At 63.4% G+C, this 22151-nt stretch carries 21 protein-coding genes; 4 read left to right on the top strand and 17 right to left on the bottom strand.

All coding sequences use genetic code 11. From position 1 onward, the window contains the following. Window positions 1-173: 173 nt before the first annotated feature. Window positions 174-1082, bottom strand: coding sequence for a 3-hydroxyisobutyrate dehydrogenase (gene mmsB / locus BLU88_RS03540; RefSeq protein ID WP_407922848.1), 909 nt, complete (start codon window positions 1080-1082; stop codon window positions 174-176). A 137-nt stretch (window positions 1083-1219) separates the two neighbouring features. On the opposite strand from mmsB, the gene BLU88_RS03535 reads away from it, so the two are divergent. Together BLU88_RS03535 and BLU88_RS03530 are read left to right on the top strand one after the other, a co-directional pair. Further along, window positions 1220-2095, top strand: a complete 876-nt coding sequence (locus BLU88_RS03535) for a LysR family transcriptional regulator (RefSeq protein WP_092010054.1) — start codon at window positions 1220-1222, stop codon at window positions 2093-2095. A gap of 345 nt (window positions 2096-2440) precedes the next feature. Beyond that, window positions 2441-3517 carry an IS110 family RNA-guided transposase gene (locus BLU88_RS03530; RefSeq protein ID WP_092010052.1) on the top strand — a complete coding sequence of 359 codons (1077 nt, stop codon included), beginning with the start codon at window positions 2441-2443 and terminating at the stop codon, window positions 3515-3517. Window positions 3518-3580: 63 nt separating this feature from the next. Here the strand turns inward: BLU88_RS03530 and BLU88_RS03525 are convergent, their stop codons facing one another. The 7 genes from BLU88_RS03525 to rpmB all read right to left on the bottom strand — a co-directional run bounded on the left by BLU88_RS03525 (window position 3581) and on the right by rpmB (window position 9594). Beyond that, window positions 3581-4327: a 3-hydroxybutyrate dehydrogenase gene (locus tag BLU88_RS03525; RefSeq protein ID WP_092010048.1), complete on the bottom strand. Its 747-nt coding sequence runs from the start codon at window positions 4325-4327 to the stop codon at window positions 3581-3583. Window positions 4328-4489: 162 nt separating this feature from the next. Continuing rightward, complete coding sequence (locus BLU88_RS03520) at window positions 4490-5848, bottom strand: MFS transporter (protein ID WP_092010046.1); 1359 nt, start codon at window positions 5846-5848, stop codon at window positions 4490-4492. Between the two features lie 398 nt (window positions 5849-6246). Next, window positions 6247-8304, bottom strand: a complete 2058-nt coding sequence (locus tag BLU88_RS03515) for a cytochrome c oxidase assembly protein (RefSeq protein ID WP_092010044.1) — start codon at window positions 8302-8304, stop codon at window positions 6247-6249. Window positions 8305-8521: 217 nt separating this feature from the next. Further along, window positions 8522-8809 carry an HU family DNA-binding protein gene (locus BLU88_RS03510; RefSeq protein WP_025779153.1) on the bottom strand — a complete coding sequence of 96 codons (288 nt, stop codon included), beginning with the start codon at window positions 8807-8809 and terminating at the stop codon, window positions 8522-8524. A gap of 69 nt (window positions 8810-8878) precedes the next feature. Further along, window positions 8879-9184, bottom strand: a complete 306-nt coding sequence (gene rpsN, locus BLU88_RS03505) for a 30S ribosomal protein S14 (protein ID WP_025779151.1) — start codon at window positions 9182-9184, stop codon at window positions 8879-8881. A gap of 6 nt (window positions 9185-9190) precedes the next feature. Beyond that, window positions 9191-9358 (bottom strand): 50S ribosomal protein L33, encoded by a 168-nt coding sequence (gene rpmG / locus BLU88_RS03500; protein WP_092010042.1) that lies wholly within the window; start codon window positions 9356-9358, stop codon window positions 9191-9193. Beyond that, window positions 9358-9594 (bottom strand): 50S ribosomal protein L28, encoded by a 237-nt coding sequence (gene rpmB / locus BLU88_RS03495; protein ID WP_039211930.1) that lies wholly within the window; start codon window positions 9592-9594, stop codon window positions 9358-9360. The genes rpmG and rpmB overlap by 1 nt, the downstream gene beginning before the upstream one ends. Window positions 9595-10158: 564 nt before the next feature. On the opposite strand from rpmB, the gene BLU88_RS03490 reads away from it, so the two are divergent. Beyond that, a complete protein-coding gene (locus BLU88_RS03490; protein ID WP_092010040.1) occupies window positions 10159-11118 on the top strand; it encodes a protein kinase in 960 nt (319 codons plus the stop codon). Between the two features lie 72 nt (window positions 11119-11190). On the opposite strand, the gene BLU88_RS03485 is transcribed toward BLU88_RS03490, so the two are convergent. From BLU88_RS03485 to BLU88_RS03475, 3 genes are read right to left on the bottom strand one after another with little or no spacing between them, the layout of a single operon-like run. Further along, window positions 11191-11517 carry an AtuA-related protein gene (locus tag BLU88_RS03485; protein ID WP_231939570.1) on the bottom strand — a complete coding sequence of 109 codons (327 nt, stop codon included), beginning with the start codon at window positions 11515-11517 and terminating at the stop codon, window positions 11191-11193. Then, window positions 11501-12925, bottom strand: a complete 1425-nt coding sequence (locus tag BLU88_RS03480) for an acyclic terpene utilization AtuA family protein (protein WP_231939569.1) — start codon at window positions 12923-12925, stop codon at window positions 11501-11503. The genes BLU88_RS03485 and BLU88_RS03480 overlap by 17 nt, the downstream gene beginning before the upstream one ends. Further along, entirely contained in the window at window positions 12922-14382 is a 1461-nt protein-coding gene (locus tag BLU88_RS03475; protein ID WP_092010034.1) for a CitMHS family transporter, read from the bottom strand. The genes BLU88_RS03480 and BLU88_RS03475 overlap by 4 nt, the downstream gene beginning before the upstream one ends. A gap of 87 nt (window positions 14383-14469) precedes the next feature. Between BLU88_RS03475 and BLU88_RS03470 the strand changes: the two genes are divergently transcribed. Beyond that, window positions 14470-15366: a LysR family transcriptional regulator gene (locus BLU88_RS03470; RefSeq protein WP_092010032.1), complete on the top strand. Its 897-nt coding sequence runs from the start codon at window positions 14470-14472 to the stop codon at window positions 15364-15366. A 170-nt stretch (window positions 15367-15536) separates the two neighbouring features. On the opposite strand, the gene BLU88_RS03465 is transcribed toward BLU88_RS03470, so the two are convergent. From BLU88_RS03465 to BLU88_RS03440, 6 genes are all read right to left on the bottom strand, one after another. After that, window positions 15537-16961, bottom strand: a complete 1425-nt coding sequence (locus tag BLU88_RS03465) for a dihydrolipoamide acetyltransferase family protein (protein ID WP_092010030.1) — start codon at window positions 16959-16961, stop codon at window positions 15537-15539. A gap of 18 nt (window positions 16962-16979) precedes the next feature. Next, entirely contained in the window at window positions 16980-17957 is a 978-nt protein-coding gene (locus tag BLU88_RS03460) for an alpha-ketoacid dehydrogenase subunit beta (protein WP_092010027.1), read from the bottom strand. Further along, entirely contained in the window at window positions 17957-19111 is a 1155-nt protein-coding gene (gene pdhA, locus BLU88_RS03455; protein ID WP_092010025.1) for a pyruvate dehydrogenase (acetyl-transferring) E1 component subunit alpha, read from the bottom strand. The genes BLU88_RS03460 and pdhA overlap by 1 nt, the downstream gene beginning before the upstream one ends. A 421-nt stretch (window positions 19112-19532) precedes the next feature. After that, window positions 19533-21050 carry a hypothetical protein gene (locus tag BLU88_RS03450; RefSeq protein ID WP_092010023.1) on the bottom strand — a complete coding sequence of 506 codons (1518 nt, stop codon included), beginning with the start codon at window positions 21048-21050 and terminating at the stop codon, window positions 19533-19535. Beyond that, window positions 21047-21850, bottom strand: coding sequence for a hypothetical protein (locus tag BLU88_RS03445; RefSeq protein ID WP_092010021.1), 804 nt, complete (start codon window positions 21848-21850; stop codon window positions 21047-21049). The genes BLU88_RS03450 and BLU88_RS03445 overlap by 4 nt, the downstream gene beginning before the upstream one ends. Further along, the gene (locus BLU88_RS03440) at window positions 21847-22092 is read right to left on the bottom strand and encodes a hypothetical protein (RefSeq protein WP_092010019.1); all 246 of its coding nucleotides are present in this window, start codon (window positions 22090-22092) and stop codon (window positions 21847-21849) included. Before BLU88_RS03440 ends, BLU88_RS03445 begins: the two co-directional genes overlap by 4 nt. Window positions 22093-22151 lie beyond the last annotated feature (59 nt).

Here is a 22151-nt window from a genome sequence, read left to right as displayed (position 1 = left end):
ACGTGTAGGGACAGGGTCGGGCCCGCCTCTGGGCCAGGAAGCGAAATGCGGACGATCCGGGTCGAAATCATCATGATTCTTCGACCTGGATCGTCCGCAGCTCGGTGCTGCCGCAGTGGGCGTGCTGTGCTTGCTACAACCGCCTCGGCACCGGTTCCGTGCCGGTTCAGTGCTTACTTCGGCAGACCTTCGGCGTTCGAGTCGATGTTCCTGATCAGCGCGGAGGTGTCGAGACCGCCGAGGTCTTCGTCCATGAGTTTCTGCAGCTGTGCGTGGACGAGGGCAGCGGCCGGGAGGTCGACGCCCTGGGTCTCGGCGCCGGCGAGGGCGAGGCCGACGTCCTTGTGCATGAGTGCGGCGGCGAAGCCGGGCTTGAACTCGTTGTTCGCCGCGGCCGTCGTGGTCACACCGGGCACCGGGTACCAGGTGCGCAGCGGCCAGGAGTCGCCGGAGGAGACCTTCGCAATATCGTGGAAGACCTTCGGATCGAGGCCGAAGCGATCGGCCAGCACGGCGCCTTCGACGACGCCCTGGAGGCTGATCGAGAGCATCATGTTGTTCACGATCTTCGCTGCCTGACCTGCGGCGTCACCGCCGGCGTGGAAGATGTTGCCGGCCATCGCCTCGATGACGGGGCGGGCCTCTTCGACATCGGCGTCGGCGCCGCCGAGCATGAAGGTCAGGGTGCCGGCTTCGGCACCGGTGACTCCGCCGGAGACGGGACCGTCGATGAGGCGGAAGCCTGCCTTGGCCGCCTCGGTGTGGAGGAGACGGGCCGAATCGAAGTCGATCGTCGAGGAATCGATGAGAAGAGTCTTCTGGTCCGCGTTGGCCAGGACGCCATCGGATTCGAGGTAGGCGGTGCGGGCGTGCTCACCCTTGGGCAGCATTGTGAAGACGATATCGGCACCGGCGACCGCCTCGGCGATGGAGTTCACAGGGTTCACCCCGTTCTTCGCGGCCGCCTCCACGGCCTCGGGGACGAGATCAAAACCGTTGACGGTGTGACCGGCCTTGACCAGGTTCGCAGTCATCGGGCGGCCCATATTTCCCAGGCCGATCCATCCAATCGTCGACATAATATGCCTCCTCGCATCATGTTCAGCAACTCTGAAGTGTTCCCTCTCACAGTACGCCAGTCGACGCGGAGAGGCCCGCCGGGGAGCCTCACCTATTCCGCACCGGATATGTGCACGTACGCAGATAGAATGGGAACCCTATGGCTTCCTATGCACCTGGCAGTTCCGGTCCGCAGATCGCCCCCGAGGATCTGCTGACTCTGCTCGCCGTCGCTCGATTGGGGAAGTTCACGGCCGCAGCGCACAGCCTCGGACTCAACCACACGACCGTGTCCAGGCGCATCGCCGCGCTCGAGAAGGCATACGGCGATCGGGTGCTCGTGGCCTCCCCTGACGGATGGGAACTCAGCGCCGCCGGGCGTCAGCTGCTGCCGATCGCCGAGGACATCGAGGCCGCTCTGGGGCGCATCGATGCGCATTCGAACTCGGCCCTGTCCGGGACGATCCGACTGGCCTGCCCGCAGGCCTTCGCCCTCGAGTACGCCGTTCCGGCGCTCACCGAACTGCAGGAGCACCATCCGGGGCTGCAGATCGAACTGATCACTGCCACGCAGCGGGCCAGGCAGTACAGGTCTGGTGTCGACATCGAGATCGTCGTCGGGCGTCCTGATGCCCCGCGCTCGATCGCCAAGCACATCCGCGACTATCGGCTGCAGCTCTATGCTTCACAGGATTACATCGCCTCGCACGCGATGCCGCAGTCGCTGGATGACCTGTCCGACCACCGGATGGTCTACTACATCGAGAATTCGCTGCGGGTCGATGATCTCGACGAGGCGGCCGATGCCCTCCCCCGCGGAAAGGGCTTCTTCAGGTCCACCTCGGTGCACGCGCATGTGCTCGCGACCTCGCTAGGGGCCGGGATCGGCATCCTGCCGGACTTTCTCGCCCACGGCAATTCCCGTCTGGTGCAGGTGCTGCCGGAGCTGTTCTCCAAACAGGTGTCCTATTGGGCCTCGGTCCGCCACGAGTCCCTGCGCAACGCCGGAGTCCGCAAAGTCCTAGAATCCCTCTAATTGCTACCTGACGGCGGCCCAGATACCTCGCGCTGTGAGTATTGACAGTGGCTGGTCTGGGACTGGCTGGCAGAGTAGGTGTTGGCCTCTCCGTCCAGTGATCGTGACTCCACCTCGCGCTGACCCACACCGTGGTGTCTTGCCCTCGATTTGTCCGATCACATGGATGGTGCGGCCGGCACCAGCTCGGCCCACATCGGTAACTTGATCAGAAGGCTGTCCACCCCCGAAAATCCAGGGGTGTGACTCATCACAGTGTTGTTCCGAAGTGATCTCTAACCCGGACCGGTACCGGCCGCAAGCGGCCACGCAACCCATCGGTCAAACAGGGAGCTTCGAACCGCTATGTCTATTGTCGCGCACTTATACAGTTTCTTCATCGGTGTTGATACACACGCCAGAAACCACGTGTATTCCATCGTCACCAACACTGGAATTCTCGTCGAAACCCGTTCCTTCCCCACCACGTCAGCAGGAATCAAACGAGCCCTCACCTGGGCCGGCAGGCGCACCAGCGGTGACCTCGACACCCTCTGGGTCGTTGAAGGTGCTGCCTCGTACGGTGCGGTGCTGACCGGACACATCGCCGCAGCCGGGTATCCGGTAGTCGAAGCCGGGCGTATGGATGCCAAAGCCCGCCACGGTGTCGGTAAGAGCGACGAGCTTGATTCCCGCCGGATCGCGGCATCTGTATTGCCTCTCGACGCCGATCAACTGCGGTGGCCGCGTCACGGTGAAGGTGTCCGGCAGGCGCTGCGTGTCCTGCTGGCAGCCCGGGACGCGATGACCACGGAACGGACTCGGATGATCAACTCCCTGACAGCTCTGGTGCGCACCATCGATCTGGGCATCGATGCCCGCAAGTCATTGACCAGTGACCAGGTCGACGAGATCGCGAAATGGCGGACCCGCAACGAAGACGTCGACTTGTCCACCGCCCGGGAAGAAGCGATCCGTCTGGCCAAACGCGTCCTCGTTTTGAACGATGATCTGCAGACCAACCATGACAGGCTCACCGAGCTTGTTGAAGCTAGTCCGGCCGCACCCTTGCTGGATGAGCCCGGGATCGGCCCATTCAGCGCCGCTGTGTGCTTCACCGCGTGGTCCCACCCGGGGCGGGTGCGGAACGAGGCCGCGTTCGCAGCTCTGGCGGGAGTGAACCCGATACCTGCGTCGTCGGGCAACACGCGCCGGCACCGGTTGAACCGGGGCGGGGATCGGCAGTTGAACCGGGCCCTACACACAGTGGTCATGAACCGAATGGTCCATGACGAACGGACCAGGAACTACGTGGCCCGCCACTACGGTGAAGAACCGACGAAGAAATCCAAGAGGGAGATCAAGCGCAACCTCAAACGGTATCTAGCGCGCCGGGTCTACAAGATCCTCAACGCGCTCGATACCGTTCCTCAACCCGCTTGACAAGACATAGAAGGATCGAGGTATCTGGGCCGCCGTCAGGTGGTAATTGAACGCCGGGGTGGGTCAGGCGGCGACCCAGCCGCCGTCGATGCTGTGGGCGCTGCCGTTGATGACCGCGGCGTGGTCTCCGGCGAGGAAGAGTGCGATGGCCGCGACGTCCTCGGGTTCGGCGAGCTTGGGCACCGCAGAATGGCCGAGGAAGACCTGTTCGAGGACTTCCTCCTCGCTGATGCCGTGAGTCTTGGCCTGGTCCGCGATCTGTCCCTTGACCAGAGGCGTGAGCACATAGCCGGGGTTGATCGCATTGCATGTCACCCCGTACGGACCGGCCTCGAGCGCGGTCGTCTTCGTCAGCCCCATGAGGCCGTGCTTGGCCGCGACGTAGGCGGATTTGTTCGCCGAGGCGCGCAGACCGTGGACCGAGGAGAGGTTGATGATGCGTCCCCAGCCGCGGTCGCACATCTTCGGCAGCACCGCTTTCGTGAGCACGAACGGCGCCTCGAGCATGAGGGTGTTGATCAGCCGCCAGTCCTCGAGCGGGAACTCCGTGATCGGATGGATCCGCTGGATGCCGGCGTTGTTGACGAGGATATCGACGTCGAGATCGGTGCCATCCAGCGCCGAGGTGTCCGCCAGGTTGACGGCCCACGCTTCGCCCCCGATTTCGTCCGCAACGGCCTGAGCCGAGTCTGCGTCGACGTCGGCGACGGTGACGGAGGCTCCCGCGTGGGCGAAGGTCTGAGCGATCGCCTTACCGAGGCCGGACGCTCCACCTGTGACGAGAGCGCGTTTGCTGGTGAGATCTCCCATGAGATGCCCTTTCGTGGTTCGGGTCTGAAGTGCGTATCCATTTTCCGCCTTGCGGGAGCCGATGCTTCATCGAGGTGAGCGTCGAGCACGCGCATCGGCAGGAATTGGGGGCGGTGCCGATATGCACCGACACCGCCCCCATCAGATAATCGCCGATCGGTTTCAGCTGGCCGTCGCGACTCCGCGACGGACCTTATCAGCATGGTCGAGAGAACGCAGGTCGATGCCCTTGGTCTCGCGGGTGAACACGAGCGCGACGAACGAGATGATCGCAGCGGCCAGCAGGTAGAGAGCGATCGGAAGCGAGGAACCGGTCGCATCGAGCAGCGCGGTGGCGATGATCGGGGCGAAGGATCCCGCAACGATTGCCGTCACCTGATAACCGGTCGAGACACCGGAGTTGCGCATGCGGGTCGGGAACATCTCGGACATGATCGCCGGCTGGCCCGCATACATGAGCGCGTGGAAGACCAGACCGATGAGCAGGGCGAGGAAGATCATCACGGCACTGCCGGTGTCATACATCGGGAAGGCGAAGAAGCCCCATGTCGCTGTCAGGACGATGCCCACGCCGTAGGGCATCTTGCGTCCGACCCGGTCGGTGGCCGCGCCGACAAGCGGAACGAGGACTGCGTGGATCGCGTGAGCTCCGAGGAGGAGTCCGAGGATCTCGGCCGATTCGATCTTCACCTGTGTGGTGAGGTACGCGATCGAGAAGGTCACCACGAGATAGTAGTGGATGTTCTCGACGAAACGCAGGCCCATCGCGGCGAAGACCTCACGCGGGTAGCGCTTGAACACGGCTTTGACTCCGTAATCGACGCCCTCTTCGATCTCTTCGGACTGCACCTCGTCGAAGATCGGAGCATCGGAGACACGGGTGCGGATGTAGTAGCCGATGAGAACGATGACGGCAGAGAGCCAGAACGACACTCGCCAGCCCCACGACAGGAAGTGCTCTTCGGTGAGCGTCGAGGTGAGGATGAACAGCACCGCGGTGGCCAGCAGGTTGCCCAAGGGCACTCCGGATTGCGGGAACGACGACCAGAAGCCGCGTTCCTTGTCCGGTGCATGCTCTGCCACGAGGAGGACTGCTCCGCCCCATTCGCCGCCGACGGCGAAGCCCTGGACCACGCGCAGCAGCACGAGCAGGATCGGAGCCAGCATGCCGATCTGGTCGAATGTCGGCAGACAGCCCATGAGGAAGGTGGCCGCACCGACAAGGACGATCGAGAGCTGCAGCAGCTTCTTGCGTCCGTATTTATCACCGAAGTGACCGAAGACGATGCCGCCGACGGGTCGGGCGATGAATCCGACGGCGTAGGTGGCGAAGCCGGCCAGGATAGGGGTCAGCGGATTGTCCGACGGCGGGAACAAGATGTGGTTGAACACCAGGGCGGCGGCGGAACCGTAGAGGAAGAACTCGTACCACTCGACGACCGTTCCGGCCATCGAAGCGACGACGACCTTGCGCAGCTGAGCGCGGATCGACTTCCTCTCAGCATTGTTCTGAGAACTCATGGGACTCCTTTGTTTCCACAATCCGCGTCACCATTGAGTGCGCGAATCGACTTTCCTGGCGCCGACCGGCTGACACCCGAGTCACTCAGACCGCATCGGCGCGGACGTCGAACTCCTGGTTCAGCGCAGTGTTTCGGGCGCTTGGATACTTCTCATCCAAGACTCAGTGTGCGCTACGCTACAGAGAATTTGGTAACGACCTGGCCATAATCCGAGAATTTCCGGTACACATTCATGCACAGCAGATGTGCGATCGTCAGATGCTGCTGCCTTCAGTTCGCAAGGCTCATTGCGACACGGATTGCCCGATGCGCCAGGTCGGCACGCCTGCGAAGAATCACCACTGCAGTCTCAAGGCAACACAGCGGTCTGCGCAGAGCACAAGCACGCCTGCGACCTCACGGACTGCGCGGCGGCGCCTTCGCATCGCGTTCGGCCATGGAGGCGAGCATTGCGTTGTAGGCGCGCAGCTCGGCGTCGTCGGTGCGGTCTTCGCTGCGATCGATGCGCTTGGCTTCTCGGTCCGAGGACTTCGCCCATTGGACGCAGACCATGATCGCGATGAACAGGGTCGGGAATTCACCGATGCCCCACGCGATGGCACCGCCGAGCTGCTGGTCGTCGATGGCCGTATAGCCCCATCCTGCGCCGACGTTGCCGAACCAGTCACCGGCGATCAGCACGTTCGAGCTCATGATCGAAATGCCGAAGAATGCATGGAAGGCCATCGTCACCAGCAGCATCACGAGCCGCATCGGGAACACCGGGCGCTTGACCCCTGGATCGATGCCGATGAGGGCCTGCGCGAACAGGTACCCGGCGCCGAGGAAGTGAGCGATCATCAGCTCGTGCCCGATATGCGTATCGAGCGCGTAGAACATGATTCCCGAGTAGTAGAAGACGACCAGCGAACCCGCGAAGTTCACACTCGCCACGATCGGGTGAGCGAAGAAGCGCAGGTAGGGAGTGTGGACGAGCCAGAGCACCCATTCACGCAGGCCGACGGACCCGTCCTGCCGGGCCTTCGTTCCGCGCATGAGCATCGTGATCGGTGCGCCGAGCACCAGGGGCAGGGGCACGACCATAACCAGGAGCATGTGCTCGATCATGTGTGCGGAGAACTGCACCTCGCCGTAGACGCGGGGTCCGCCCGAGGTGACGTAGACGAGGAAGACCATGCCCACCAGCCAGCTGATGAGGCGCAGCACCGGCCATTTGTCGCCTCGTCGGCGGAGATTGATGAACGCGACGACATAGGCGATCGAGGTGCCCCCTGCGATGGCGATCCACAGCGGATCGATCGACCATTCGCTGAAGTAGCGGGACAGGTCCGGTTTCGGCGGCAGCGGGTCACCGGTGAGGATTTCGGCCGGGGTGGGATCGCCCACCGGCTCCTGCGGCACCGGCGGCTGCGACCGGGCCAAGGCTACGGCCATTCCCATCGTGATCCCGAAGAGAATGAATTCGACGGTGATGAGGCGCCAGAATTCCACCGTCGCCGAGGCGGCCGTGCCCAAGCGTGAGATGACGAACTGACGGTGCCAGAATCCGATCAGGCCTAGCAGCACCGTGGCGAACGCCTTCGCGAGGATGACCTCCCCGTAAGGAGTCATGAGGTCGTCGAAGCCGTGCACGCGCAGCATCGAGTTGACGACACCCGAGAAGACGATGAGGCCGAAGGCGATGAGTGCGATCGTCGAATACCGTTCGACGATCGGCTTGAGGTTCTTCGAAGCGGCCAGCCGTGTGCCCAGCAGGGCGATGACGAAGAGTCCGCCGAGCCAGAGGACCGCACCGAGGATGTGCAGGCCGAGGCTGTTGACGGCCTGAGTGTGGCCGGAGGCTTCTGCGGAGTGGCCCATCAGGGCCAAGGGCAGGATCACGGCGACGCTGAGCACTCCGGCGGACGCGATGCCGACATGGGAGCGGGTGCCGAAGCACAGGGTCGAGGCGACGGCGATGAGGACGACGATGAGCACCCACAGCTGCCCGTATGCGATCTGAGTGACGAACACGCCGAGCTGGTTCGAGAAGTCGAGGTAGGCCTGAGCACCCACTGTGTCGACGAATGAGAAGACGAGCACGGCGACTGCGGCCAGCGTCCACACCACCGAGGAGTATTCGGCGATCCCGACGGCCCTCGTCCACAGCGGGTCGAGCGAAAGGTCTTCGTCCGCATTCTTGTGTCGTCGACCGCGGCCGCCAGCGGTGCGAGGAAGGATGAGGACGGCGAACATGAGGGCGCCGACGGTCAGCGACATCGCGATGTTGAAGACGAACTTCGCTGCGGGCAGACCGAATCGGACGACGGAGCCGGGGTCATTGAGCAGGGTTGGGTTGGCCGCTCCGGTGAAGAAGAGCGCGGCCAGTCCGGCGATCAGCCCGAGGAAGACGACGATGGGGACCGTGGCTCGTTGAACGAACCGTGTGATCGGCTCGAAACCTGAAGAACTCACTGCGTGCGGACCGCCCCTTCTGACATGACCCAAGGATATCGTTCGGCGTCGCCGCACTGCCAACCGGGAGATCTCTTCGTGGCCGAGATCTCGGGGAGCCGCCTCGGCGAGGATGGGTTCCGTCCTTCGGGACGACGATTCCAGCTATTCCGGAGCATTCGGAGACAGCAAATGGCCCGGATCAGTCGATCCGGGCCATTTGACGCTGCTGCGTCGATCAGTTCGGGCTGCCAGCGGCACCCTTCAGCTTCGAACCAGCGGACAGCTTCACGGAGTAGCCTGCCTTGATCTGGATCTCTTCACCGGTCTGCGGGTTGCGACCCTTGCGAGCGGCACGCTCGGTGCGCTCAACGGAGAGCCAGCCGGGGATGGTGAGCTTTTCGCCCTTGGCCACGACGTCGGAGAAGACATCGAAGACACCATCGAGCACGTCCGAGACCTGCTTCTGGGTCAGGCCGGACTTCTCGGCAACTTCTGCAACGAGCTCACTGCGGTTCTTAGCCATAAAAGTGTCCTCCTTAGGACAAGTCGGTAGGTCACCGGTCCGTTTTTCCGATGACGAACTTCCTCGAGATTACCAGCTTGACTTGGTAACGCCGGGCAACTCGCCGTTGTGGGCCATTTCGCGGAAGCGAACTCGTGAGAGTCCGAACTTCCGGAGGTAGCCACGCGGACGGCCGTCGACCTGGTCGCGGTTGCGAACGCGAACCGGCGAAGCATCGCGGGGAAGCTTCTGCAGGGCGAGGCGTGCCTCTTCGCGCTGCTCGTCGGTGGAATCAGGGTGGGTCAGCTGACGCTTGAGAGTCGCGCGGCGCTCTGCATAGCGTTCAACGATGACGCGACGCTGCTTGTCTTTTGCGATCTTTGACTTCTTAGCCATGTGCGCTCAGCGCTCCTCTCGGAAATCGACGTGCTTGCGGACTACGGGATCGTACTTCTTGAGCACGATGCGGTCCGGGGTGTTGCGGCGGTTCTTGCGGGTCACGTAGGTGTACCCGGTGCCGGCCGTCGACTTGAGCTTGATGATGGGACGAACATCCTGTGCCTTAGCCATCAGAGCTTCACTCCCTTGGCGATGAGTTCGTTGACCACAGCGTCGATTCCGCGAGCGTCGATGACCTTGATGCCCTTAGCGGACAGGGTCAGCGTGACGCTGCGGCGCAGCGACGGAACGTAGTAGCGCTTTTTCTGAATGTTCGGGTTGAAGCGGCGCTTCGTGCGGCGCTTCGAGTGGGACACGTTGTGTCCGAAACCGGGGACGGCCCCGGTTACCTGGCAGGTTGCTGCCATTTCTCTCCTCCAGTTCACAAGTTACCGACTCTCGAAACAAGCTCCTGCGGGATCACACTTAAGTGTTCTCCCCGCTCGCTTGCGCCGATGTCGGAAGACATCAACAAATTTTCTCGACTGTCACCGTGAAAATTGTGTACGCCGAAACAGGTCTGCCCGTTCGGGCGAGATGTCTCACCAGCGCTGAAGCCGTAGCCTGTGAGAGATGGCCGAAGCTGGAGTGCAGCGGTGGGTGAGCACCATGCGTGTCCTAGCAGATCGATCAGTGACCTGGCTGCTACGACACAACAAGAATCAATCTTACGGAGATCGCGGGCCGAAGGGCAAATTCATCCCGGTTTCCGTGATGGGGTCTTCGTCACTGAATTCGAGCTTCCGGCGGGCCTTCTGCGTCCCCTGTCGATGCCCACAGGAACTTTCTCAGCTGGGGCCAAGCCAACTCGGTGATTTCCGCAGTAGGCTTTCGTCGGCAACGCGTCCTGTCGGCGATCTTGTTGAACGCCTGCTCGACTCGTGCCAAGGTAAGTAGATGATTGCCACCACATCTGGCATTCAGGAGGACTGATGAGCGACGTTCCACAGAGGCCGCGCATTCGTCCGGCGACTAGCGACGACTGGCACAAGGGTTCTAGTGAATCCGCTGGTCAGACCCCGTCGTACGGGAATGAGGCGGACCATTCGTCTGCCGATTTCGACAACTCGACCTACTACGAGTACCTCGAACGGCATACCGGGGAACAGTCGATCGCGAAAGCGCGCAGCGGCAATGTCTTCGCCCCTGCCGGACACTCTCCTTTCGACTCCGCGCACTCGTCCGGTCCACATCCGTATGCGAATTCTCAGCAGGCTCAGCGGTCTGCCGGTGGTGGTGCCGGCAATGGCGTCAGCGGATCGGCACGGAGCGGAACACAGACTCCTCCCCCACCGCAGTTTCCGCCCACCGTGCACAGCGATTCGTCTTCAGGCAATGGCCTGAAGATCGCCATTGTCATCATCGCCATCCTGATGATTCTGGCCCTGGTCGGATACTTCGGCATCCGGTGGCTCGCTCCCTCGTCGGGAACCGTCCCTGTCGACGTCGGATCCGATGAACCGGCGAGCCCGTCCCCCAGCTCGTCCGACGATCTCGTCCAACCGACGAAGAGCCCCGAGCAGCAGCTCGACGACTATACGAAAGAAGGCACCGAGAAAGCCGCTGACCTCGAAGGTCAGTGGGTGACTCAGGTGAGCGCGAAGAACGTCGGGCTCAAGGCCGACGGGAAGACATGGTCAGCGCAGGACATCCTCAACGAGTACGAGGCCAACAAGGTCAAGTATCCGGGCGCGATCCTCATCCACAGCGGCGATTGGGCCTCTTATAAGGAGGGCAGCTACTGGGTCACGGTCGTCGACACCGGCTACAGCGATCCGGAGCAGGCCCTCGACCAATGCCGCTCATGGGGCCTCGACCGCAACCACTGTATAGCCAAGCGTCTCGTCAAAGACGGCAGCCCCAAGGACAACAGCGCCTACCTCGACGGGTAGACCGAGCAGTCGGGACGATTCGGTTTTATCCCGCCGGCGCGCACGCGGATCAGCCTGGAGCGAATACACTGCCTAATGTGCCGCCGGCATTGTCAGCAGGTGGTAGCTCAGAGTCTTGCCATGCCCATCGAGATGGCTGACTCCTGTGACTCCGCTGCCCAGCATCCCCTTGAGTTCGATGCTCATGGCATTGAGCTGCGACAGCGGAGAGCGTTTGACTCGAGAAACCGGCAATCCGAAGTGATCTGCCACTGATTCCTCGGTGATGGCGTGACTCAGAACGGAGAAGTCGACATCGTCACGGGCGACGACGCCGAGTATGAGCGTGTCCCCCTTATCACCGGCCCTGACAGTGGCCAGGTCATCGACAGTGACTGGCTGCTCAGACTTCACGGTCACTATTGGCCTCCTCATGATCAGTCAGCTCGCTGGTGTGAACCACAGCTGCCTCCGTAAGTGCGCGCGGCAGCGAACAAGATTTGATACTCAGGCTCTCGCGAATGGACGTTCGGGCGCCTCCGCCTCCGGCCGGCCCGTTTGTGTAGAGAGCTTCGACCTCTGAACCGATCGCAGAAGCGCGACTGCGACTCTCCGCAACACCTGCCACACGCAGCCGGACTTCGGGCGGGCCCACCACTTCGCTGAGGCCCCTGAGGCTGGCTCCTGCGCCGATGAATTCGACCGAGAGCTCGGATTCTCTGAATCCGTGAATGCGCTCCAACCGGCGTACGACGATGTCGGCCGCCAACTGTGCTCGTTCCAGGGCCCGGGGGCCTGCGTAGGTGATCTGCCCGTCTGCTTCCCATCCTCCGAGGTAGCCCAGTGTCACTTTCAGGTCGGCGGGGGCACCAGTTCCCTTACCGCCGCTCACCTCGATCCGGTCGGGCTCGACTTCTCGGAGCACTGTTGCTGTGAAGTCCGCGACTACGTCCGGGGTGATGTAGGCGCTGGGATCGGCCACCTCGTAGAGCAGCTGCTCCGTGCAGGTCCGGACGGTGACCACTCCTCCGGTGCCCTGAAGTTTCCCGATGATGGCATCGCCGTTGTCTCCGACATCCGCATATGGGAATCCCAAACGGTCCAACCCCGCCACGGGCTTCGTCTCAGGGTCAGCGAAGTATCCGCCAGTGACCTGCCCACCACACTCGAGGAGGTGACCGATGACAGTGGCCTGACCGATGAGGTCGGAGTCGTCGTTCGGCCAGGAGAAGCTGTGGCTCAGCGGTCCGACATACAGTGAAGGGTCGGCAACCCTGCCGGTGATGACGATGTCTGCGCCCTCGTCGAGAGCCTTTCTGATGCCAGCTGCACCGAGGTAGGCATTGGCAGAGACCAGTCGGGCCTCTCCGCTGTCGGCTGGCAGCGAATCCTCCCAGGTGTGGGGATTCGTCGCGTGCACCTGGTCGAGCACATCGTCACCGGTGACAACCGCCACCGACATGTCGATGCCCAAATCATCGAGCATCGCAGTGACGGCGCGCCCTGCTTCGAGAGGATTGGCTGCTCCGCCGTTGGTGATGATGCGAGTTCCATTGGTCGAACAGTGCGGCGCGGTGAGTCTGATCCGCTCGAGCAGGGTCGGATCATAGCCCACAGAGGGGTCGTTCAGCCGGGCTCTGTGAGCGTTCGCGACCGTCCGTTCCCCGAGGAGCTCGAAGACGAGGAAGTCGAGATGCCCAAGCTGTGCGAGCTCGAGGGCCGGGTCTAGACGATCTCCGGCAAACCCTGCTCCGGAACCGATGCGAACTGTCCCCGGTTTCGGTGGATCAGCTTCTCGGGCCTCAGAACCCAGATCATGTGCTTTCACGATACCCACAGTGGAATCACTCCTAGTGCGATGGCGACGATGGTGACGACGATGCTGACCAGCCACAGCCATCCGGTGGCGCGGAGGATGTGTTTGCTGAGAGGCACTCCGGCCAAACCGACGAGCAGATAGAAGGAGCCGGTCAATGGGCTGATGGGGAAGCCCAAGGTTTCCTGCCCGATGATCGATGCCTGACCGAGGACCACCGGATCGATGCCGTAGCTGCTGCCGACGCTCGCGAGCACGGGCAAGAGCCCGAAATAGTACGCGTCCGGACCGAACAGCAGACTCATGGGCACGCCGAGCACGGCGACGATGATCGGAAGCACCGGCATGATTCCGGCGGGGAGGATGGCCGTTGCCGACTTGGCCATCGCCTCGATCATTCCGCTTTCGTCGAGCACACCCAAGAGCACCCCGGCGGCCAACAGAGTGCTGGCCATGAGCATGCATGATTTGGCATTGAGATCGAACTGTTCGGACTGTTCGGCCAATCCGCGATGGTTGATCAGCAGAGCGAGAATCGTTGCGACCATAAAGGTCAGCGCGGGTGAGATCACTCCCGTCATCATCGCCGCCAGGGCGGCGACGAGCACGAGTCCGTTGAGGGTCAGCGATAGTGCCGTCGGACCCGCTTCAGCTGCTCCGCGAGTGTCGTCTGAGTCGCCTGAGGCGTCGGTTCCGCCGGGCGCATCCGATCCAGCAGGTTGGCCGGTCTCGGTCAAGGCCTCCGAGCCCCGAGAAGAACGAACCCTGTTGGATGCCTCCGCCGAGTTGCCGATTTCTGCGACCAATGTCGCGTCGGCCATGGCTGCGTTCGCAGAGTCGGCGACAGGCACACGGTTGAGCCGCATGACTTCACGATGCCCGAGGTACCAAGCCACAGCCAGAGCTGCAATGATGCCAACGAGCTGGGCCGGAATGAGCGGGACCCACAAGTCGTTCGCGTCGACCTTGATCGTTGCCGCCGCTCGGGCCGTCGGACCTCCCCAGGGAAGCATATTCATGACGCCTGCGCCCAGGGCCACACAGGTCGACAGGGTCAGTCGACTCATCCCGAGACGCTGGTAGAGAGGCAGCATCGCCGGGATTGCGACCAGAAATGTCGTCGCACCTGCGCCGTCGAGGTGAACGACACAGGCCAGGAGTGTGGTCGCGACGGCGACCGTCCGCGGTGAGGATCCGCCGAACCTGATGATTCGGTCGATGATCGGATCGAAGAACTTCGCATTGCGCAGGATTCCGAAGAAGACGATGGCGAAGATGAACATGACGACGACATCTGCGACTCCGGCAATTCCGACCGAGACGAATTCGCTGATATCAGTCAGCGACTGTCCGGCGATCAGTGCCGCAACGAGTGGCACTCCGGCCAGCGCGACGACCGGAGAGACCTTCTGCGTAAGCAACAACGCCAGGATGACAAGCATGGTGACATAGCCGATAAGTGAAAGCACCTTTGATTCCCTTCTCGATGAACGTATTCATCCTCGCGGAGCATGAGTATGAGCGTCCAATATCCATCGTGGCTACACTTATGATTCATGGTTATCAATCTGTCTATGCATCACCTGCGAGCGATCGAGGCAGTGCATCGCACGGAGAACTTCACTCGCGCGGCAGAGGAAATCGAGGTCAGCCAACCGGCGCTCAGCCGGACCGTCGCTGAAGCAGAACGGCGCATCGGAACTCCCCTGTTCGAGCGGACTACTCGAAAGGTCACCGCCACCGTCGCGGGCAATGAAGTGGCTTTGTACGCCGCACACGCAGTGCGGTCGTTCGATTCCTCACTGACGCGGATCTCCGACTTCGTCACCGGCAGTTCAGGGCAGGTGAGGATCTCCTGCCTGCCCTCATTGGCAGCGACAGGCCTGCCCCAAGTCGTTCACGCATTTCGTCGGGATTATCCCGACGTCGAACTCGTCATCCACGATGCGGCTCAGGACCAGGTCGTGCCGATGGTGACCGACGGGACGGTCGACATCGGCCTCGTCGCGCTCACCGACACCCTCCCGGCCGACCTCACTGTGACACCGTTCCTCTCCGATCCCTTCGTCGCCGTCGTTCCCCGTGATCATGCGTTCGCTGCCCGCTCGTGGGTGCGATGGGAAGATTTCCACGGGGAGAGTTTTGTCGGGTTCAACTCCGTGACGAGCATCGCGCCAATGGTTCGCCATGCTCTGCTGCAAGCCGGGGCTGAGACGAACGAGGTGCAGAGGGCCGACACCGTTCCGGCAGTCGGCGGACTGGTCGCAGCGGGGATGGGCATCACTGCTGTGCCGCGGCTGGTCGTCCCGCTGATGAATTTCAGCGATCTCGTCAGCATCCCGATCGCGCCCACCATTGAACGCAAACTGGTGCTCACCTCTTTGGCTGGTGCTCCGCTCCCGCGTCCGGTCTTCAATTTCAAGCAGCGACTGCTCGAGTCAGCCCAGGCTTGACGTCGCGCCGTCCGACTCAGGTTGGGCGGCCGATCTCGATGACATCAGCAGCCGTGACACCCCTCGACCGTCCACATGATCGGTGACCACGAAGCGCCCCGGTCTCGCACTGTGCGAAACCGGGGCGCCACGTTCCCAGAGCCGGCGAGGAGCCGACGCCAGGGCGAGGATCAGGCCAACATCAGAGTCGGGTCCTCCAGACCCCGTCCGACGTCGGCGAGGAACTTCGAGATGATCTCGCCGTCGACGACACGATGGTCGGCGCTGACCGACAGCGTGGTGATCTCGCGCGGAACGATCTCGTCGTCCACCACCCACGGCTTCTTCCGGACCTGACCGAACGCGAGGATCGCGGCCTCTCCCGGATTGATGATCGGCGTACCGGCATCGACTCCGAAGACACCGACATTCGTGATCGTGATCGTGCCGCCCGCCTGATCGGCCGGCGGAGTCTTCCCCGACCGCGCCAGAGCGGTGAGATCCTGAATGCCCTGCGCCAGTTCGCCCAGCCCCATGGCCTGCGCGTTCTTGATGTTCGGCACGATCAGTCCGCGCGGAGTGGCGGCCGCGATGCCGAGGTTGACGTACTTCTTCACGACGATCTCGTCACCTTCGAGGCACGAGTTGATCCGCGGGTTGCGTCCCACGGCCCACGCCACGGCCTTGGCGACGATGAGCAGCGGTGAGACCTTGACGTCCTCGCCCAGGAACTTCGTCGACTTCAGGCGGCGGACCATCGCCATCGTCTCGGTGACGTCCACGTCGAGGAACTCGGTGACATGCGGCATCGTGAATGCCGAATCGACCATGGCCTTGGCCATCATCTTCGTCACGCCCTTGAACGGGATCCGCTCTTCGAGCGCTCCCTGATCACTCGCCGAGGCGGTCGCCGGTGCCGTCGCACCCGCCGTGGGAGCCGTCGCCTGATTGGCGGCGGCGTGCACATCGTCGCGGGTGACGTCCCCGCGGGGACCGGTCGGAGTCACCTGGGACAGGTCGACGCCCAGGTCCTTCGCAAGCTTCCGCACGGGCGGTTTCGCCAGCGGCTTGACCGGTGAGGCAGATGCCGATGCAGGCTGCGCCGGCGTGGCCGGAGCTGCTGCTGGTGCGGGCGGGACCGCCTCCGCAACAGGGGCCGCCTCCGCAGCCGGAGCGACGGCAGGAACCGGCGCTGCGGCAGCGGCAGGAGCCGGGACGGCGGCACCCTTGCGGGGACGACGCTTCGACGACGTCTCTTTCGCGCCATAACCGACGAGGGTGGCTCCGCCATCGGAGTCGCCGGACTCCGCGGCCGGCTTCTCAGCCGAATCGGAAGCCGGCGCACTAGCGGAGGCGGGGGCCGCCTCGGTGCCGGAATCATCTCCGCCGAACCGGATTATCGGGGTGCCGACCTCGATGGTCTGACCCTCCTCGACCAGGAGCGCACCGACGGTGCCGGCCTGCGGGCTGGGCAGCTCGACGAGCGACTTCGCGGTCTCGATCTCGACGAGGATCTGGTTGACGGTGACTGCGTCGCCGGGGGCGACCTTCCACGCGACGATGTCGGCCTCGGTCAGGCCCTCACCGACGTCGGGAAGAGGAAATTCGAATGACATTCTTAACTCTCCTCGAAATCAGTAGGACAGGGCCCGATCGACACCGTCGAAGATGCGATCGAGATCGGGAAGGTAATGCTCTTCCATCCGCGAACCGGGGTACGGGGTGTGGTAGCCGCCGACCCGGATGACCGGGGCTTCGAGGTTGAAGAAGCAGCGTTCGGTGATGCGCGCTGCGATCTCCGAGCCCAGACCCAGGAATGTCGGAGCTTCGTGGGCGACGACCAGCCGGCCGGTCTTCGTCACGGACTTCTCGATCGTGGTGAAGTCGATCGGATTGAGGCTGCGCAGGTCGATGAGTTCGACGCTTTTGCCTTCCTCGGCGGCCGCGGTGACCACATCCTGCGCGGTCGGGACGAGCGGGCCGTAGGCGACGAGAGTGACATCGGTGCCTTCGGATACGACGCGGGCATCGTGCATACCCAGCTCACCGCGGGCGGTGGTGTCGACGTCCCCGCGCATCCAATAGCGACGCTTGGGTTCGAAGAACATCACCGGGTCTTCGCTCTTGATAGCGTCCTGGATCATCCAGTACGCGTCGTGAGCGTTCGACGGGGAGACGAGCCGCAGTCCGGCGTGGTGGGCGAACACGGTCTCGGGGCTCTCCGAGTGGTGCTCGGGTGAGCCGATGCCGCCGCCGTAGGGCACGCGGATGACCAGCGGGATGTTCTCTTTGCCCAATGTGCGGTTGTACAGCTTCGCCACCTGGGTGACGATCTGGTCGTAGGCCGGGAAGATGAATGCGTCGAACTGGATCTCGATGACGGGACGGTAGCCGCGGATGGCCATGCCGATCGAGGTGCCGACGATGCCGGACTCGGCCAGCGGGGCATCGATGACGCGTTGGGGACCGAAGTCCTTCTGCAGTCCCTCGGTAACGCGGAAGACGCCGCCGAGTTTGCCGATGTCCTCACCGATGAGGACGACTTTCGGATCGTCCTCCATGGCCTTGCGCATTCCGGCGGTGATCGCCTTTGAGAGGGGCAGTTTCTCCATCAGGCCTCACCCGCATCGGCGAACGAGGCCTGGTATGCCAGGAATTCGGCACGTTCCTCGTCGACGAGGGAGTGGGGTTCCGCGGTGACGTGGGCGAACATCTCGACGCCGTCGGGGTTCTCCATGCTCATGCAGTTGTGGCGGATGCGGGCGGCCAGGGTGTCGGCCTCAGCGTCCACCTCGGCGAAGAATTCGTCGCCGGTTTCGGTGTGCTTGTCGAGGTAGGCCTTGAGGCGGGTGATCGGGTCGCGGTCCTCCCAGATCTCCTCTTCGGCCTTGTCGCGGTACTTCGTCGGGTCGTCGGCCGTGGTGTGGGCGCCGCGACGGTAGGTGAAGGCTTCGATGAGCATCGGGCCGTGGCCGGCGCGCACGGAGTCGAGGCTGGCGCGGGCGACGGAGTACATCGCGATGATGTCGTTGCCGTCGACGCGGATGCCGGGGACTCCGAATCCTTCTCCGCGCTTGGACAGGGGTGCAGCGGTCTGGACATGGGTGGGTTCGGAGATGGCCCACTGATTGTTCTGGCAGAAGAACAGGACCGGGGCGTGGAATGCTCCGGCGAAGGTCAGTGCTTCGGAGACATCGCCCTGCGAGGTCGCACCGTCGCCGAAGCACGCGATGGAGACGGTGTCGCGGTCGATGTCGCCGGTGCCGACGTCGCCGTCCATGGAGATGCCCATGGCGTAGCCGGTGGCGTGCAGAGCCTGCGAGCCGATGACGATGGTGTAGGTGTGGAACCGGTGCTCCTGTGGGTCCCAGCCGCCGTGGTTCTGACCACGGAAGATGCTGAGCAGGGTTTCGGGTTCGACGCCGCGGGTGTAGGCGAGGCCGTGCTCACGGTAGGTGGGGAAGACGAAATCTTGGGGGCGAGCGGCCCGGCCCATGCCGATCTGGGCAGCTTCCTGTCCGAACAGAGGCGCCCACAGGCCCAACTGTCCCTGACGCTGCAGGGCTGCTCCTTCGGCGTCGATGCGGCGAACCAGGACCATGTCCCGGTAGAAGCCGCGCAGATCCTCATCGGTGAGTTCTGCGGCGAAGGCATCATACTCACCGGATTCGACGCGATTTCCGTCCTCGGTGAGCATCTGGATCATTCTGGGTTCCGAGGACTGACTGTGGGCAGCGCCGGTTCCCACTGAAATGTTGGAGGTCATTTCAGTTCTCCTTTGTTCGAGGTCCATCTTCACCGGAGGTGACCAGTGGTGGACCGAGTCCGTCGGGCAGGCCCTCGGATGTGAGAACTCGCCCTCGAGTGATCTGATTCACAGGTGGTATCACAATACCGAATCCACTCACTGCTTGCCACTCTCCCCATGCGGTTCGAGTATCAAAAGTGCAGGTCAGGAACAGACTATGGCCCGAGCTCGACACATGTGGCCGAGTTCCAAAGCGTTCCGTGGACAATTGTCGATCACGGCAGAGATGCTCCATCGTCCGACCAATGCATGTCCGAGCACCGAAGCGGCCCTCCGTCGGTTGGTCGAGTGCAGGCTCCGTGACGTCCGTTCGTCACCGAGGTGGCTCTCCGTATCGATGGCGAGCGCCGTATCCGCGTGACCCTCCGCGTGACCGGGTTCAGCGGCGTTTGCGCTTGCCCTGGTAGTCGCGCGTCTTGGCGAGATCCCCGTTGAAGAATCCCGAGTTCTTCGAGGTGAAGCGGTCGAAGCCGGGATTCCCGGCCCTGAGAAGCAACCCGATCGAGGCGGCATAGGCGACGGAGGAGTGTGCCGCTCCGGCCGAAGCGAACATCTCATCGAGCTCGGCATCGGACTTGTCCGCGAGCTCGGGGACCTTGCGCAGTTCGTCAGGGTCGTAGTCGACGGTGATCGTCGACCAGTTCTTCGTCGCCGGGTTCTCGTTGCCGTCGAGGTCGGGCACGAGGTCCTGTTCGTGTTCGATCGAGAGCACGTCGATTTCCGAGTCGATGGCGAAATCGGAGACCGGAGCACCGACAGTCATCAGGGCTGTGACGTTGACATCGTCGAGGAATGCCGGGTCAGCGGCCAGGGAGCCGGCGGTGATCCCGCCCTGCGAATATCCGACGAGCATGACCTCTGCATCGCGTCCGATTCCGGCATCGGCGATTGCCTGGCGCACCATTTCGCGCATCACGGTGTCGTTGCCGGCCATTCCCTGCACGTTCGTCGTCAGGTCCGTCGTGTTGTCTCCGGACTTCGGAGACCAATCGGTGGTGGCCGGGACGTAGACGATGTAGCGGGTCGTCCCATCGGGTCCGACGACCTCCTCGATTCGGACCTGTCCGGAATCGGCTCCGCGGTGGCAGTTGGCTTCGCGGTTGAAGAGATCTTCGACGTCCCGGGGCGGCTCCTTGTGCGGTGGAGTCAGCCCTTTCGCCCTCCGCACCTCGACGTCGGAGGGCAGCAGCAGTCCGAACGCGTTGGCACCGGCCAGGACCCAGATCGTCATCGAAGTCGAGTCGTGCGGCCAGAACGCGTGGTCGCCATCTGCGCTGAGGACGAACGGAGGCAGTCCCACGAACCCGACGACGATGCCCGGCAACACGTGCTCGATGATGGCGCCCGAGACGTCGGATTGCTCGAACACGAATGTGATCAGCGCTTCCTTCGCTTGCGCCTTCGTCTTGCCCAGGTCGATGCCGAACTGTTTGGTGATGACATCGTCGAGTCCGGTGACGTCGAGGATCTTCGTGACCACGATGACCTGGGCGCCGATGACGAGCGCGACGGGAATGACGACGGGCAGGCTGAGTGCGATGATGCGCCCGGTCGCGTAGCCGAGAACGTCGAGCAGTCCGCCGAAGACTTCGCTGATGCCTTTCTCCGCCTGACGGTAAGCGAAGGCCGCGGCCCGAACGGCGAGCATTGTGGCCTCGAGCTCGAGCACCGAGGCGGTCAGCTGGCTGTGGAATCGGACCCGGCAGGCGTCGAGGTTGAGCGCTGTCACGGGGGCCGGAACCTGGGTGAGCAGGGTCGCGAGGTCGAAGTCTCCGACGGCTGCCTCGACGGACAGATCGCCGATGCCGGTGATGACTGCCTGCAACGCGTCTCCGCTGCCATCGGCGCGCTCGTCCACGGTGATCCGCCCGCCGCCGCGCGTCGTCGAATCGATCATCGCGGATCTCCTCTCATTTCCCGACCCCCGTCGCCGTCAATTCGGGCCCCTGTCGTCAGCGTCCGTGTGAGCACGGCGCTCAGCAGTCTTCGCACAGCTGCGTCTCCTGCGGCGACGTCGTCATCGACGGTGACGGAATCGCCGGCCCGCTCGATGACCGGACGCAACCAGGCCCCGCCCTTTCTGCGGAGGAACTCCAGTCCCGTGGAGCCCTTTCCGGACGCCCAGCTGAGCGTGAGCACGCAGTCCTGTTCGACGAGTTCGGCGAGATCCTCGACGACCTGCCCGATCCGCCCGGGTTCGATCCGGCGCAGCAGCTGGTGCTGCGCGAAGTCCTCAAGCCCCTCCCCCTCCAGCGCGAGGATCGCGAGCCCGACTCCCGGCCCCAGGCACAGCGCCAGGTGAACGGTTTCGACCCCCGAGGACACGACGACGCTGATGCGCGTGCTCACCCGGCCGAGTTCGGAGGCGAAGCCGCGCAGCCATGCGGTGAGCACATCGAGGTCCCGTTTCGCGCCTCCGCCCGATTCCGGAGCTGCCCTGTGAGGCTCCGGGGCGGCCTTGTCCGTTTCCGAGGGAGCACTGGCAGTTTCCGAGGCAGCGCTGTCAGTCTCCGAAGCCGCACTGGCCCGTCCCACCTTCGCTGAGGCGGCTCGAGAATCCCGTTCGACCCGGCGAGGGAGCAGATCGGGCGGCCAGAGTCGACACAGCCGTTCTGGCAGCTTGATAATCCGGTCGAGGTCGACGACGATCCAACTGTCGATTCCGGCTGTCTCGCGGGCGGCGGGTCGAGCGTTCACAGTTGGATCCGCCCTCCCACGGACACGACCTGCAGGTGGAGGTCATACGCCTCGGCGAGCTTTTCCGCTCGTTCACCCAACCGGTCGATCGATTCCGCGCACGAGGCCACCCGGTCATCGAGCAGCTTTCCCGCCGGGGAATCCCAGCCGTCGATCTGGCGGCAGCTCTGCGCCAAGGAGTGCAGCACCTCCGCACGCCGTCTCCACTGCTCGCGATTGCGCTCCAACTCGTCCGTGATCATGCCTCAGCCCTCCCACCTGTCTGTCCGGCATCCGAGCCCGAACCCGGCATTCGTGCCCG

The organism is Brevibacterium siliguriense, assembly GCF_900105315.1.
Taxonomy (GTDB): domain Bacteria; phylum Actinomycetota; class Actinomycetes; order Actinomycetales; family Brevibacteriaceae; genus Brevibacterium; species Brevibacterium siliguriense.
This window is presented reverse-complemented; position numbering and strand designations above follow the sequence as displayed.

Excerpts from the sequence above, each read along its gene's own strand:
- BLU88_RS03520 (WP_092010046.1), bottom strand. The coding sequence starts at position 5,848 with ATGAGTTCTCAGAACAATGCTGAGAGGAAGTCGATCCGCGCTCAGCTG.
- pdhA (WP_092010025.1), bottom strand. The coding sequence starts at position 19,111 with ATGACCTCCAACATTTCAGTGGGAACCGGCGCTGCCCACAGTCAGTCC.
- BLU88_RS03535 (WP_092010054.1), top strand. The coding sequence starts at position 1,220 with ATGGCTTCCTATGCACCTGGCAGTTCCGGTCCGCAGATCGCCCCCGAG.
- BLU88_RS03450 (WP_092010023.1), bottom strand. The coding sequence starts at position 21,050 with ATGATCGATTCGACGACGCGCGGCGGCGGGCGGATCACCGTGGACGAG.
- rpmG (WP_092010042.1), bottom strand. The coding sequence starts at position 9,358 with ATGGCTAAGGCACAGGATGTTCGTCCCATCATCAAGCTCAAGTCGACG.
- rpmB (WP_039211930.1), bottom strand. The coding sequence starts at position 9,594 with ATGGCAGCAACCTGCCAGGTAACCGGGGCCGTCCCCGGTTTCGGACAC.
- BLU88_RS03530 (WP_092010052.1), top strand. The coding sequence starts at position 2,441 with ATGTCTATTGTCGCGCACTTATACAGTTTCTTCATCGGTGTTGATACA.
- BLU88_RS03525 (WP_092010048.1), bottom strand. The coding sequence starts at position 4,327 with ATGGGAGATCTCACCAGCAAACGCGCTCTCGTCACAGGTGGAGCGTCC.
- BLU88_RS03460 (WP_092010027.1), bottom strand. The coding sequence starts at position 17,957 with ATGGAGAAACTGCCCCTCTCAAAGGCGATCACCGCCGGAATGCGCAAG.
- BLU88_RS03465 (WP_092010030.1), bottom strand. The coding sequence starts at position 16,961 with ATGTCATTCGAATTTCCTCTTCCCGACGTCGGTGAGGGCCTGACCGAG.
- rpsN (WP_025779151.1), bottom strand. The coding sequence starts at position 9,184 with ATGGCTAAGAAGTCAAAGATCGCAAAAGACAAGCAGCGTCGCGTCATC.
- BLU88_RS03510 (WP_025779153.1), bottom strand. The coding sequence starts at position 8,809 with ATGGCTAAGAACCGCAGTGAGCTCGTTGCAGAAGTTGCCGAGAAGTCC.
- BLU88_RS03490 (WP_092010040.1), top strand. The coding sequence starts at position 10,159 with ATGAGCGACGTTCCACAGAGGCCGCGCATTCGTCCGGCGACTAGCGAC.
- BLU88_RS03440 (WP_092010019.1), bottom strand. The coding sequence starts at position 22,092 with ATGATCACGGACGAGTTGGAGCGCAATCGCGAGCAGTGGAGACGGCGT.
- BLU88_RS03470 (WP_092010032.1), top strand. The coding sequence starts at position 14,470 with ATGGTTATCAATCTGTCTATGCATCACCTGCGAGCGATCGAGGCAGTG.